The sequence below is a fragment of the Streptomyces lasiicapitis genome (genome assembly GCF_014646335.1).
GTDB classification, from domain to species: domain Bacteria; phylum Actinomycetota; class Actinomycetes; order Streptomycetales; family Streptomycetaceae; genus Streptomyces; species Streptomyces lasiicapitis.
Genome location: NZ_BMNG01000012.1, coordinates 174,206 through 187,440 on the forward strand (window position 1 = coordinate 174,206; position 13,235 = coordinate 187,440).

The window sequence follows — 13,235 nt, forward strand, 5'->3', positions numbered from 1 at the left end:
CGGTGTGCCTCGCGATGCGGTTCGGGGGTGGCTAGCGGGTGCGGTTCAGGGTCTGGAGGGCGGCCTTCAGGAGCCGGCCCACCTGCGGCGACTCCATGGCCTCGGCCTGCGGCGTGACGGCGGTGACCGCTTCGTCCGCCTCGCGCGTCGCGTACCCCAGGCCGATCAGCGCGGCGTGCAGCTGGTCGCGCCAGCCGGAGGTGACGGCGGTGCCGATGGCGGGGCCGCCGGTGCCGAGCGGTGCGCCGAGGCGGTCCTTCAGCTCCAGGAGCAGCTTCTGGGCGCCCTTCTTGCCGATGCCGGGCACGGCGGTGAGTGCCTTCTCGTCGGCCGTGGCGACCGCGCGGCGCAGCGCGTCCGGGTTGTGCACGGCGAGCATCGCCTGGGCGAGGCGCGGGCCGACGCCGCTCGCGGTCTGCAGGAGCTCGAAGGTCTGCCGCTCGTCGTCGTCCGCGAAGCCGTACAGCGTGAGGGAGTCCTCGCGGACGACCAGGGACGTGGCGAGCTTGGTCTGCTGGCCGATACGGAGTCCGGAGAGCGTGTCCGGCGTGCACTGGACGGCCATGCCGATGCCGCCCACTTCGACGACGGCGGAGTCAGGGGCGAGGGCGGCGACCGGGCCGCTGACGAAGGCGATCATGCGGGGCGGCCTTTCGAGGTTTGCTGGGCTTGCTGGGAACGCCCGGCTTGCTGGGCCTGCCGGACGTGGGGGGTCTGCTGGGCTTGCTGGGCGTGCTTGGCCACCGCCTGCTGGAGGCGGTTCTGGGCCACGGCCTGCTGGAGGCGGTTCTGCGCGGGCGCGCGCCAGATGTGGCAGATCGCGAGGGCCAGGGCGTCGGCGGCGTCGGCGGGCTTGGGCGGCGCGTCAAGGCGGAGCAGGCGGGTCACCATCGCGCCGACCTGGGCCTTGTCGGCGCGGCCGCTGCCGGTGACGGCGGCCTTGATCTCGCTGGGGGTGTGCAGGGCGACGGGGATGCCGCGGCGTGACGCGCACAGCATGGCGACGGCGCTGGCCTGGGCGGTGCCCATGACCGTACGGACGTTGTGCTGGCTGAACACCCGCTCCACGGCGACGAATTCGGGGCGGTGCTCGTCCAGCCAGCTCTCGATGCCCTGCTCGATGGCGACCAGGCGGAGGCCCAAGTCGGCGTCCGCGGGCGTACGCACGACGCCGACGCCACGCATGGTCAACGGGCGGCCCGCGACGCCTTCGACGACACCGACACCGCACCGGGTGAGCCCGGGGTCCACCCCAAGTACCCGCACTCCAACCCCCTCTTCGATCGCCTGTTTGTGCAGGCTATCGGGTGCCACTGACAAAGCGACGGGCCGACGGGGTGTGTCCCGTCGGCCCGTTCGCCCGTTGCCGTGGTGTGCCGCTCAGGCGTCGACCTTCGCCATGACGTCGTCCGACACGTCGAAGTTGGCGAAGACGTTCTGCACGTCGTCGCTGTCCTCGAGGGCGTCGATGAGCTTGAAGATCTTGCGCGCGCCTTCTTCGTCCAGCTCGACCTGCATGGTCGGGACGAAGTTGGCCTCGGCCGAGTCGTAGTCGATGCCGGCCTCCTGGAGCGCGGTGCGCACCGCGACCATGTCGGTGGCCTCGCTGAGCACCTCGAAGGACTCACCCAGGTCGTTGACCTCTTCGGCGCCTGCGTCCAGAACAGCCGTCAGGACGTCGTCCTCGCTCAGCTCGCCCTTGGGGACGATCACGACGCCCTTGCGGTTGAAGAGGTACGACACCGAGCCCGGGTCGGCCATGGAGCCGCCGTTGCGGGTCATCGCCACGCGCACGTCGGAGGCCGCGCGGTTGCGGTTGTCGGTCAGACACTCGATGAGCACCGCGACGCCGTTCGGGCCGTAGCCCTCGTACATGATCGTCTCGTAGTCGGCGCCACCGGCTTCGAGACCGGCACCGCGCTTGACCGCGGAGTCGATGTTCTTGTTCGGAACCGAGCTCTTCTTGGCCTTCTGGATGGCGTCGAAGAGGGTCGGGTTGCCGGACACGTCGGCGCCGCCCGTGCGGGCCGCGACCTCGATGTTCTTGATCATCTTCGCGAAGAGCTTGCCGCGCTTGGCGTCGATCACGGCCTTCTTGTGCTTCGTCGTAGCCCATTTAGAGTGGCCGGACATCTGCCTGTCTCCTTCGCGTAACCCATTCCTGTACGAACGCCAGAGATCCTACAAGGCTCCCGGCGCCGCGCTCCCCCGCACCATCGCCACGAACAGGCCGTGAACACGGTGGTCACCGGTCAGCTCGGGGTGGAACGAGGTGGCGAGCACGTTGTCCTGACGCACCGCGACGATGTGTCCGCCGTGCTCGGCGAGCACCTCCACGCGGGCGCCGACCGACTCCACCCACGGGGCACGGATGAAGACGCCCTCCACAGGGTCCCCGTCGACGCCCTTCATGTCGACGGCCGCTTCGAAGGACTCGTTCTGCCGCCCGAAGGCGTTGCGGCGCACGATCATGTCGATGCCGCCGAAGGTCTCCTGCCCCGAACGCGGGTCGAGGATCTTGTCGGCGAGCATGATCATGCCCGCGCAGGTGCCGTACACCGGCATGCCCGCGCGCACGCGCGCGCGTAGCGGCTCCAGGAGGCCGAAAAGCGCCGCCAGTTTGGAGATCGTGGTCGATTCGCCGCCGGGGATGACCAGGCCGTCGACCTCGGCGAGCTCTTCGGGGCGCCGCACCGGCCTGGCCACGGCGTCTGCCGCGGCCAGGGCGATGAGGTGCTCCCGCACGTCGCCCTGGAGAGCCAGGACGCCGACTACGGGGGTGTCGTTCATGGGTTACCAGCCGCGGTTCGCGTAGCGCTCGGCCTCGGGCAGGGTGTCGCAGTTGATGCCGACCATGGCCTCGCCGAGGTTGCGGGACGCGTCCGCGATGATCTTGGGGTCGTCGAAGAAGGTGGTGGCCTTCACGATGGCGGCGGCGCGCTTGGCGGGGTCGCCGGACTTGAAGATGCCGGAGCCGACGAAGACGCCCTCGGCGCCGAGCTGGCGCATCAGGGCGGCGTCGGCCGGGGTGGCGACGCCACCGGCGGAGAAGAGGACCACCGGCAGCTTGCCCAGCTCGGAGACCTCCTTCACGAGCTCGTACGGGGCGCGCAGGTCCTTGGCCGCGGCGTACAGCTCGTTGTTGTCGAAGCCGCGCAGCTTGGCGATCTCGTTCTTGATCTGGCGCAGGTGGCGGACGGCCTCGACCACGTTGCCGGTGCCGGCCTCGCCCTTGGAGCGGATCATGGCCGCGCCCTCGGCGATGCGGCGCAGGGCCTCGCCCAGGTTGGTGGCGCCACAGACGAACGGCGTGGTGAAGGCGAACTTGTCCGAGTGGTTGACCTCGTCGGCCGGGGTGAGGACCTCGGACTCGTCGATGTAGTCGACGCCGAGGGACTGCAGGACCTGGGCCTCCACGAAGTGGCCGATGCGGGACTTGGCCATGACCGGGATCGAGACGGCCTCGATGATCTCTTCGATCATGTTCGGGTCGGACATGCGGGCCACGCCGCCGTCCTTGCGGATGTCGGCCGGGACCCGCTCCAGGGCCATGACGGCCACGGCACCCGCGTCCTCGGCGATCTTCGCCTGCTCGGCGTTGACCACGTCCATGATCACGCCGCCCTTGAGCTGCTCGGCCATGCCGCGCTTCACACGGGCGGTGCCGGTCGCGGCGCTGTCGGCGGGCTGGTTGCTGGGGGAGAGCGTGCTGGACACGGGTGACCTCACTCGATACGAAGTACGAAGGCCGTACGACGGCTGTGGCAGTGGGCGGATACGCCGCGTGGGCGCCGCCGGGCGCGGATTGCGGCCGGAAGTCGGCTCGCGTTCCGCTTCCGTTGCGTTTCCGCTGGTACTGAGGAAACGTCCCGGGACCAGGCCACAGCAAGGGCCAATGGTGAGGCTGTGGATCGTTTTCGCCCCGCGACGGGGGTGCTCGCGTGCCCGCGACGGGGGCTCACGCGCGCTACGTACCCGGCCGGTCCGCCAGCGCCGCCGGTGCCACGTCGTCCATCTCGAAGGCCATCGGGAACGGCGCGTGCCCGGCGAGCCGGAACCAGCGGACCTTGCGGTGGCGGCGCAGGGCGCGGGCCGCGCGCACGGCGTCGTTGTGGAAACGGCGGGCCATGGGGACCCGGCGGACCGCCTGGGCCAGCTCGTCCGCGGCGCCCTCGCCGCCCGGGGCCTCGCGGACCGCCTCGACCTGTGCCGCCTCCTCGAAGACCGCGCGCAACGCCTGACTCAGCTCGCTCTCGGCGACCTCCCGGTGCTCCTCCTCCGCCTGCCGGGCCGCGTGCGCCGCCTCGTACAGGACGATCGAGGCCGCCGGATCGAGCACTCCGGAGGTGGCCAGTTCCTGGGTGACCGAGGCGCGGCGCAGCAGTTGCGCGTCCAGGGCGGCACGGGCCGCGTCGATCCGCGCGTGCAGCCGGTCGAGGCGTCCCGCGGTCCAGCTCAGGTAGAGGCCGATCGCGAAGAGGCCGACGGCGATCCAGATCAACGTGGGGGTCACAGCCGCACGGTACCTGGCGGGGGCGCCTTGGGCGGTGGGGTGGTCTTGAGTGCGCCTTGCCGTCTCGGGTGTACGCCCCCCCGGGGCGCGGCTTTTTCGGCCTTCGGCCTCGTCCTCAAATGCCGGACGGGCTGATTGCCGTCACCCAGGCCGCCAGGTGCCGGGCAGCTACAGCTTGTCCTTCGCCAAGCCGAATCGTGCCCGCAGGCCCGTGCGTTCGTCCGTTGCCACCGCTGCCGCGCCCACCGCCACCGTCTCGTACACGGAGAGGATGTCCGCGCCCACCGTCGACCAGTCGAAGCGGCGTACGTGCTTGCTGCCGCGGTCGCGCAGTTCCTCGCGGCGTTCGGGGTCGCGCAGGAGGCGGATCGCCGCGTTGGACAGGGAGTACGCGTCCTCGTTGGCGAACAGGTCGCCCGCCGCGCCCTGGTCCAGGACCTGGGCGAAGGCGTCGAGGTCGCTGGCGAGGACGGGGGCGCCCGCCGACATCGCCTCGACCAGGATGATCCCGAAGCTCTCGCCGCCGGTGTTCGGGGCGACGTACACGTCGACGCTGCGCAGCAGCCGCGCCTTGTCCTCGTCGCTGATCATGCCGAGGAACTCCACGCGGGAGTGCAGCTCGGCGGGCAGGGAGGCGACGGCCTCCTCCTCGTCGCCGCGCCCGGCCACGAGCAGGCGGGCGTCGGGGCGGGCCGCGAAGATGCGCGGGAGGGCCTTCATCAGCACCGGCAGGCCCTTGCGGGGCTCGTCGATGCGCCCGATGAAGCCGATCGTCTCCCCCTGCCACTCCGGCTTGGGCTCGGCCCGGGCGAAGAAGTCGACGTCGACGCCGTTGGGGATGACGACCGCGTCACCGCCGAGGTGCTCCACCAGCGTGCGGCGCGCGTACTCGCTGACCGCGATGCGCGCGCTGATCTTCTCCAGGGCGGGCTGGAGGATCGGATACGCCGCGATCATGGCGCGCGAGCGCGGGTTGGAGGTGTGGAACGTGGCGACGATCGGCCCCTGCGCGGCCCAGCACGTGAGCAGGCCGAGGGACGGCGACGTCGGCTCGTGGATGTGGATGACGTCGAACATGCCGTCGTGCAGCCAGCGCCGCACCCGCGCGGCCGAGATGAAGCCGAAGTTGAGTCGCGCCACCGAGCCGTTGTACGGAACGGGAACGGCACGGCCCGCCGACACCACGTACGGCGGAAGCGGGGTCTCGTCGTCCGCCGGGGCGAGGACGGAGACCTCGTGTCCCAGGCGGATGAGGTGCTCCGCCAGATCGCGGATGTGGAACTGGACGCCGCCCGGCACGTCCCACGAGTAGGGGCAGACGATGCCTACCTTCACGGTGTCCCCTCATCGGCCCGGTCATCGGCCCGGCCGCCCGGCGCCTTCGCCGGATCCAGGTCCGCAAGCCACAGCCGCTGCAGCATGTGCCAGTCCTGCGGATGCTCGGCGATCCCCGTGGCGAAGGCGTCGGCGAGGGCCTGCGTCATGGCGGCCGTCTTCTCCGTACGCGTCCCCGTCTCGGGCACCTCGACCGGCGCGTGGACCCGGCCCCGCATGACGGGCGAGTCGTCGTACCAGAGCGTCACCGGGAGCAGCAGCGCGCCGGTCTGCTGGGCGAGCGCCGCGGGCCCCGCGGGCATCCGCGCGGTCTCGCCGAAGAACTTCACCTCGACGCCGGACGCCGACAGGTCGCGGTCCGCGACCAGGCAGACCAGGCCGCCCGCGCGCAGCCGGCGCGCCAGCGTGCCGAAGGCGGCGCCGCCGGTGTGCGGCAGGACCTCCATGCCGAGGCCGCTGCGGTAGGCGACGAAGCGGTCGTACAGGGACTCGGGCTTCTGCCGCTCCTGCACGGTCGTGAAGGGCGTTTCGAGCTTCGTGGTCACCCACGCGCCGGCCAGGTCCCAGTTGCCCAGGTGCGGCAGGGCCAGGATGACGCCCTTGCCGGACGCCAGGCCGTCGGTCAGGTGGTGCAGGTCCTGGGCGGTGAAGCCGTTGCGGATGCGGTCCTTGCTCCAGGCCGGCAGCCGGAAGGACTCCATCCAGTACCGCATGTACGACCGCATGCCCGCCTTGGACAGCTCGGCGAGGCGCGCCGGGCTCGCGTCGGGCACCACGCGCGCGTAGTTGGCCTCAAGGCGCAGGACACCCTTGCCGCGCCGCTTCCACGCGAGGTCGGCGATGGTGCGGCCCAGGCGCACGGCGGTGGGCTCGGGAAGCTTCTTGACGGTGCTCCAGGCGGCGCCGTACAGCGCGTCCGTCAGCTTCTCCGTGGCCGGGCTCACGAGGTCGCCTCGCTCTCCTGGGGCGCCTCCCGCGCGGCCTGCTGGTCCGCCTCCTCGGACTCGCGGCGGACGGTCACCACGCGCTGCACGAGCGTGACGAGGCTGCCGACCGCGACGACCCACAGGGCGACGGGCAGCAGCACGTCGATGCCGGGGACGCCGAACTTGTGCAGCCCGGCGAAGCCCGCGGCGACCAGCGAGATCACCAGCCGCTCGGCCCGCTCCACCAGGCCGTTGACGGCCACGGGCAGGCCGATCGCCTCACCGCGCGCCTTCGTGTACGACACCACCTGGCCGCTGGCCAGGCAGAAGATGGACACCGCGCACAGGATGTCGTTGTCGCCGGAACCGGCGTACCAAAGAGCGAAGCCACCGAAGATCGCGCCGTCCGCGACCCGGTCCAGGGTGGAGTCGAGGAACGCGCCCCACCGGCTGGAGCGGCCGAGCTGACGCGCCATGTTGCCGTCGACCAGGTCCGAGAAGACGAACAGCGTGATGACGACAGTGCCCCAGAAAAACTCCCCGCGAGGGTAGAAGACCAGCGCTCCCGCGACGACACCGGCCGTGCCGATGAACGTGACCGTGTCGGGGCTGACCCCGCGGCGGATGAGAAACGCGGCGAACGGTGTGAGGACACGCGTGAAGAATGCACGCGCGTACTTGTTCAGCATGGCCTTCCCGAGGGTCGGTGCCCATGGCGGCCCCGTTGGCCACCGGCTGGCCCATCGTAGTCACGCTCACGACACACCGGCTCGCCCCCTCACGATCGCGTACGACGTATGGACGCACCGTGACACGAGTGGAAAGCTCGGAAGCACCGCGGGCGTCGCCGGAGCCGCCCCCGCACGCGGGTCCCGTGTGTCCGCGCACAGCCAGCATCCCTGAGGGGGCTGCGCCTCCTCAGCCATGCGCGTAACCGGGAGGCAAGGCATGGGCGACAAGGCGAATGCACACCCCGGAGCCGCCGGCAGGGCAGCGACGGCCGACCATCCCGCGTCCGTACGGAATGTGGTGCTGGTCGGCCACAGCGGATCGGGCAAGACGACTCTGGTCGAAGCCCTCGCGCTGACCGCGGGGGCCGTGAACCGGGCGGGCCGGGTCGAGGACGGCACCTCGGTGTCGGACTACGACGACATCGAGCACCGCCAGCAACGCTCCGTACAACTGTCACTGGTCCCCGTCGAATGGGGCGGATACAAGATCAATATCCTGGACACCCCGGGATACGCCGACTTCGTCGGGGAGCTGAGGGCCGGTCTGCGCGCCGCGGACGCGGCCCTTTTCGTCGTCTCGGCGGCGGAGGGCGCCGAGGGCATCACGGGTGCGACCCGCATGGTGTGGGAGGAGTGCGCGGCGGTCGGCATGCCGCGGGCCATCGTGGTCACGCACCTGGAGGCGGCGCGTTCCGACTTCAAGGAGATCACGCGGTGCTGCGCCGAGACCTTCGGCGCCGACGACCCCGACGCCGTACTGCCGCTGTATCTGCCCCTGCACGGCGAGCAGGGACCCGACGGGCACGCACCGGTGACCGGTCTGATCGGGCTGCTCTCGCAGCGGGTCTTCGACTACGCGTCGGGCGAACGCAAGGAGTCCGAGCCGGGCGACGACCAACTGCCCGTCATCCAGGAGGCGCGCGACAAGCTCATCGAGGGGATCATCGCCGAGAGCGAGGACGAGTCCCTGATGGACCGCTATCTCGGCGGCGAGGACATCGACTACAAGACGCTCGTCGACGACCTGGAACGGGCCGTCGCGCGCGGCATCTTCCACCCGGTGCTCGCCGCCGCGCCCGCCGCCGAGGGCGCCCGCCAGGGCATCGGCACCGTGGAACTCCTGGAGCTGATCACGGGCGGCTTCCCGACCCCGCTGGAGCACCCCGCCCCGGCCGTCACCACACCTGGGGGCAAGCCCCGCCCGGCCCTGTCCTGCGACCCCGAAGGTCCCCTCGCCGCCGAGGTGGTGAAGACCGCGTCGGACCCGTACGTCGGCAGGATCTCGCTGGTCCGCGTCTTCTCCGGAACGCTGCGCCCGGACGAGACGGTGCACGTCTCCGGGCACGGCCTCGCGGACCGGGGGCACGAGGACCACGACGTCGACGAGCGCGTGGGCGCCCTCTCCTCGCCGTTCGGCAAACAGCAGCGCACGCTCTCCCAGGCCATCGCGGGCGACCTGGCCTGCGTCGCCAAACTCAGCCGCGCCGAGACCGGCGACACCCTGTCGGCCAAGGACGACCCGCTCCTGATGGCGCCCTGGGACATGCCCGACCCGCTGCTTCCGCTCGCCATCCAGGCGCACAGCAAGGCGGACGAGGACAAGCTCTCGCAGGGCCTGTCCCGGCTGGTCGCCGAGGATCCGACGATGCGCCTGCAACAGAACCAGGACACCCACCAGGTGGTCCTGTGGTGCCTCGGCGAGGCGCACGCGGACGTCGCCCTGGAGCGGCTGCGCCATCGCTACGGCGTGCAGGTCGACCTCGTACCGCACAAGGTCTCCCTTCGGGAGACGTTCGGGACCAAGGCGGCCGGGCGCGGCCGTCATGTGAAGCAGTCCGGCGGGCACGGCCAGTTCGCGATCTGCGAGATCGAGGTGGAGCCGCTGCCGGGCGGCAGCGGCATCGAGTTCGTCGACAAGGTCGTGGGCGGCGCGGTGCCGCGGCAGTTCATCCCGTCCGTCGAGAAGGGCATCCGCGCTCAGGCGGCCAAGGGCGTCGCCGCGGGTTACCCGCTCATCGACGTACGCGTCACGCTGCTCGACGGCAAGGCGCACTCCGTGGACTCCTCCGACGCCGCGTTCCAGACGGCGGGCGCCCTTGCGCTGCGCGAGGCGGCGGCCGACGCCACCATCCACCTGCTCGAACCCGTCGCCGAGGTACAGGTCCTGGTCGGCGACGAGCACGTGGGCTCGGTCATGAGCGACCTGTCCGGACGGCGCGGCCGCGTCGTCGGCACCGAACAGGCCCCGGGCGGGCGCACCTTGGTGCGGGCCGAGGTGCCCGAGATCGAGATCGGTCGGTACGCGGTCGACCTGCGGTCCCTGTCGCAGGGCACCGCGCGGTTCAGCCGGAGCTACGCCCGGCACGAGCCGATGCCCGCACAGCTCTCCCAGAAGATCCGTGAACAGGCGCAGGACACCGCCTAGTTGACGCCTCCGGCCGGATGCCGCCCGCTCAGAAACCGCTCGTGCGGGCGGCATTCGGCCGCCCCCTGCCGGATGTCAGTACGCACCGATACGCTGATGACCTGATCAAAAGCCGTATCGGCCAGGTCAACAGGTGTGCCGGGCCCCGCAGTCGGGAATTCCGGGAAACAGCACGGTCCGAAGTTCGGGAACAACGCAGTCGGAAAGAGCCGCGGCGCCAAGGGCGTCACGGCGTGGGGGGCGGCAGGTGGCGGACGACGTATTCGACTTCAGGCCCGGGGCCCAGGTCCCCTTGTCGGGCGCCGCGGGCCAGACCGCGGCGACGCATGCCCTGGCGTCGGCGGCGTATCGCGACGGCGAGGTCGACGACATCCTCAAGGCCAACAGCGACTGGCACAAGTCCGTGGTGAAGCCCGGCCTGTGGTCGCTGTGCAAGCCCAGCCTCGGCGAGGCCTTCTCGCGGACCGTGCAGGTGCGGATGCTCGGCGGCGCCCGTCCACCGCTCATCCAGTCCTTCGGCACGGAACCGCAGATGGTCGTCGAGCACTGCCTCGCCGCGAACCGCATCCGCAGACAGCGCGACAGCTGGCTCACGGCTGTGATGGCCATCTGCGGGCTGCTCTTCCTGCCCGGCCTGCTGGTCTGGCTGCTGGTCTTCACGGCCCGCAAGTGGATCTCCAAGCAGAAGGACAAGCGCACCCAGGCGATCGCCACCGCGGTCCTCGTGGCCCTCGGCGTGATCGTGGTGCTTCTCCTGATCAAGCTGCCCTTCGGCGGCTTCTGGGCCTGGTATCTGCGGCTCTGCCCGGTCGTGCCGGTGTTCGGCTGGTTCTGGGCCAAGCACATAGCGGAAGGCACCGCCAAGGACCTGCGGGACCGCTGGAGCGGCTTGCTCGCCGGCGGCGGCGTCGGCGCGAAGATCCCCGAGGCGGTCCCCGGCAGCCCCGGCGAGACGGCTGCGGAGCGGCTGCGCCAGGGCCTCGCGCGGCTCTCCGCGGAGCAGCAGTCCAACAGCGTCTTCTACGCGGGCCCCAAGGGAATACTGGGCATGGGCACCCGCTGGGGCAGCTGGCAGCTCGCCGAGGAGCTCACCCCGCGCGACGAGAAGAAGGAGATCAACCCCTTCCGCAGCTGGGACGTCGTGCGCGCGGTGCACGACCAGCTCCGGATGCTGGAGCGCGGCCCCCTGCACACCGGCGGCTTCCCCAAGCCGTCGATAAGGCACTGGATCGTCACGCCCATCGGTGAGAACGCGGGGTCGGTGTCCCGCCCGTCCGGCACGGACGTCGACGCCTTCCAGATCAAGGGCCACGAGATACAGCGCATCTGCAACGAGCAGCAGTTCGGCAGCGGCGACCGGCACTACCTGGGCGTCCAGTTCACGCTCTGGGACGGCCAGTTGGTGATCACGATGCTGATCACGGTGACGGTCCTGCACGAGACGCTGCGCATCGAGGTCACCGGCCACGCCCTCGGTCCGGTGCACTCACTGTTCACCAGCAAGCCCTCCCCCAAGACGAAGACGGTCAGCAAGACCGTCAAGTTCTGGGAGACCAAGACGCAGCAGCTCCCGCTCGTCGACGCCCAGGAGGTGGTGCGCCTCGCGGTGCGCGCCCCCTTCACCTGGTATCCGCCGGTGCTGGACTACCTGGGCGGCAAGCTGGTCCTGCCCGAGCCGTTCGGCCTGCGGCACGCCTGGGCGGACAAGCCGTGGCGGCACCGCTTCATGGCCGACGACGCGCTGCGCGCGGCCACGCCGGTGCTGCGGGTCGTGCACTCGGCGGCCCTGAAGGTCCTGGAGGAGAACGGCGTGAACACGGACCGCTTCGGCGCCCGCGCCGGGTTCCTCAGCGGCGCCGTCCAGGATCCGATGCCGCGCCAGGCGGACGTGTACAACGGGTAGCCGCCCGGCGGGCGGCAGCGGGAGAGGGGCCTGGCTAGGCCGCGGGCCAGGCCTCCGCGAGCATCTTGCGGGTGTCGGCGAGCAGTTGGGGCAGCACCTTCGTGTGCCCGACGACCGGCATGAAGTTCGTGTCGCCGCCCCAGCGGGGCACGATGTGCTGGTGCAGATGCGCGGCGATGCCCGCGCCCGCCACGGTGCCCTGGTTCATGCCGATGTTGAAGCCGTGCGCCCCGGACGCGGTGCGCAGCGCCGTCATCGCCTGCTTGGTCAGCTCGCCGAGCTCCACCGTCTCCGCGGCGGTCAGCTCGGTGTAGTCGGCGACGTGGCGGTAGGGCACGACCATCAGATGCCCGCCGTTGTACGGGTAGAGGTTGAGCACCGCGTAGACCTGCTCGCCGCGCGCGACGACAAGCCCGTCCTCGTCTGATTTCGCCGGGATGCCGCAGAAGGGACAGCCGTCGTCCGCCCCCGGACCGGTGGGCTTGTTCTCGCCCTGGATGTACGCCATCCGGTGGGGCGTCCACAGGCGCTGGAACGCGTCCTGCGTCCCCACTCCGATCTGCTGCTCCGGCTCAATCGTCATGCTGTGCAGCATATGACTTCGCCCGTTCGGAGCGTGTCGCCGGGGCGGACCCCCGGCCGCTCCCGGCCACTCTGGGGCGATGACCAAAGACAGCGCCCGGCCGGCGCCGGAGGGCGCGGAGTCCCGCTGGGAGCGCCGGACCGAGGCCCCGCTGGCCGCGGCGTCCCTGCTCTTCCTGGCCGCGTACGCGGTGCGGGTCCTGGCCCAGGGCCTGCCCCCGGCCTGGCGCACGGCCTGCCTCGGGCTCGCGCTGGCGGCGTGGGCGGTCTTCGCGGTCGACTACGCGGTCCGCTGGCGCTTGAGCGGACAGCGACTCGGCTTCGTACGAAACCATCTGCTCGACACCGTGGTGCTCGTCCTGCCCCTGCTGCGGCCGCTGCGCATCGTCAGGGTCTACGACGCGGTGCGGCGCCGGCACGCGCGCCCGCGCCTCGCGCTGTACGCCCGCGTGATGTTCTACGCGGGCCTGTCCGTGCTCCTGCTCGGCTTCGCCGGGGCGCTCGCCGTCTACCACCAGGAGCACGCGGCGCCGGACGCCACGATCCGTACGTTCGGGGACGCGGTGTGGTGGACGTGCGCGACGCTCGCCACCGTCGGGTACGGGGACGTGGCGCCGGTGACGCCGCTCGGCAGGCTCGTCGCGGTCGGCCTGATGGGGTGCGGGCTGGCGCTGCTCGGGGCGGTGACGGGGTCGTTCTCGTCGTGGCTGCTCCAGGTGTTCACGCGGGAGGACGACGTGTACACGCCCGACGCACGAGTCGTCACTCGCGGGGACGACGAGAGGCCCCCGGGGAGTTCGTCCCCGGGGGCCTCCTGAGC

The 13,235-nt window shown here is 71.2% G+C and carries 12 protein-coding genes and 1 pseudogene; 3 read left to right on the forward strand and 10 right to left on the reverse strand.

Annotated features, from left to right (window positions below; all coding sequences use genetic code 11):
- Positions 1–31: 31 nt before the first annotated feature.
- The 9 genes and pseudogenes from ruvA to pgsA form a co-directional block, all read right to left on the reverse strand.
- The gene (ruvA, locus tag IEY91_RS26160) at positions 32–640 is read right to left on the reverse strand and encodes a Holliday junction branch migration protein RuvA (RefSeq protein WP_164326393.1); all 609 of its coding nucleotides are present in this window, start codon (positions 638–640) and stop codon (positions 32–34) included.
- Positions 637–1,266: a crossover junction endodeoxyribonuclease RuvC gene (gene ruvC / locus IEY91_RS26165; protein ID WP_164326392.1), complete on the reverse strand. Its 630-nt coding sequence runs from the start codon at positions 1,264–1,266 to the stop codon at positions 637–639. The genes ruvA and ruvC overlap by 4 nt, the downstream gene beginning before the upstream one ends.
- A 114-nt stretch (positions 1,267–1,380) precedes the next feature.
- The gene (locus IEY91_RS26170; protein WP_164326391.1) at positions 1,381–2,133 is read right to left on the reverse strand and encodes a YebC/PmpR family DNA-binding transcriptional regulator; all 753 of its coding nucleotides are present in this window, start codon (positions 2,131–2,133) and stop codon (positions 1,381–1,383) included.
- A gap of 48 nt (positions 2,134–2,181) precedes the next feature.
- Positions 2,182–2,790: a pyridoxal 5'-phosphate synthase glutaminase subunit PdxT gene (gene pdxT, locus IEY91_RS26175; RefSeq protein ID WP_189175914.1), complete on the reverse strand. Its 609-nt coding sequence runs from the start codon at positions 2,788–2,790 to the stop codon at positions 2,182–2,184.
- 3 nt (positions 2,791–2,793) lie between these two features.
- Positions 2,794–3,642, reverse strand: a complete 849-nt coding sequence (pdxS, locus tag IEY91_RS26180; protein ID WP_229697253.1) for a pyridoxal 5'-phosphate synthase lyase subunit PdxS — start codon at positions 3,640–3,642, stop codon at positions 2,794–2,796.
- A 325-nt stretch (positions 3,643–3,967) separates the two neighbouring features.
- Positions 3,968–4,513, reverse strand: a complete 546-nt coding sequence (locus IEY91_RS26185) for a hypothetical protein (protein ID WP_164326388.1) — start codon at positions 4,511–4,513, stop codon at positions 3,968–3,970.
- A gap of 168 nt (positions 4,514–4,681) precedes the next feature.
- Positions 4,682–5,848: a glycosyltransferase family 4 protein gene (locus tag IEY91_RS26190; protein ID WP_164326387.1), complete on the reverse strand. Its 1,167-nt coding sequence runs from the start codon at positions 5,846–5,848 to the stop codon at positions 4,682–4,684.
- A complete protein-coding gene (locus IEY91_RS26195; RefSeq protein ID WP_164326386.1) occupies positions 5,845–6,792 on the reverse strand; it encodes a phosphatidylinositol mannoside acyltransferase in 948 nt (315 codons plus the stop codon). Before IEY91_RS26195 ends, IEY91_RS26190 begins: the two co-directional genes overlap by 4 nt.
- Positions 6,789–7,518 (reverse strand): annotated as a pseudogene (gene pgsA, locus IEY91_RS26200) (phosphatidylinositol phosphate synthase). The gene IEY91_RS26195 and the pseudogene pgsA overlap by 4 nt, the downstream one beginning before the upstream one ends.
- Positions 7,519–7,722: 204 nt before the next feature.
- Between pgsA and IEY91_RS26205 the strand changes: the two are divergent.
- Positions 7,723–9,930 (forward strand): elongation factor G-like protein EF-G2, encoded by a 2,208-nt coding sequence (locus tag IEY91_RS26205; RefSeq protein WP_189175916.1) that lies wholly within the window; start codon positions 7,723–7,725, stop codon positions 9,928–9,930.
- Positions 9,931–10,177: 247 nt separating this feature from the next.
- Complete coding sequence (locus IEY91_RS26210) at positions 10,178–11,833, forward strand: AbeC-like domain-containing protein (RefSeq protein ID WP_164326383.1); 1,656 nt, start codon at positions 10,178–10,180, stop codon at positions 11,831–11,833.
- 34 nt (positions 11,834–11,867) lie between these two features.
- On the opposite strand, the gene IEY91_RS26215 is transcribed toward IEY91_RS26210, so the two are convergent.
- Positions 11,868–12,428: an HIT family protein gene (locus IEY91_RS26215; RefSeq protein WP_164326382.1), complete on the reverse strand. Its 561-nt coding sequence runs from the start codon at positions 12,426–12,428 to the stop codon at positions 11,868–11,870.
- Between the two features lie 67 nt (positions 12,429–12,495).
- Between IEY91_RS26215 and IEY91_RS26220 the strand changes: the two genes are divergently transcribed.
- Positions 12,496–13,233: a potassium channel family protein gene (locus tag IEY91_RS26220; RefSeq protein ID WP_189175917.1), complete on the forward strand. Its 738-nt coding sequence runs from the start codon at positions 12,496–12,498 to the stop codon at positions 13,231–13,233.
- The last annotated feature ends 2 nt before the right edge of the window (positions 13,234–13,235 follow it).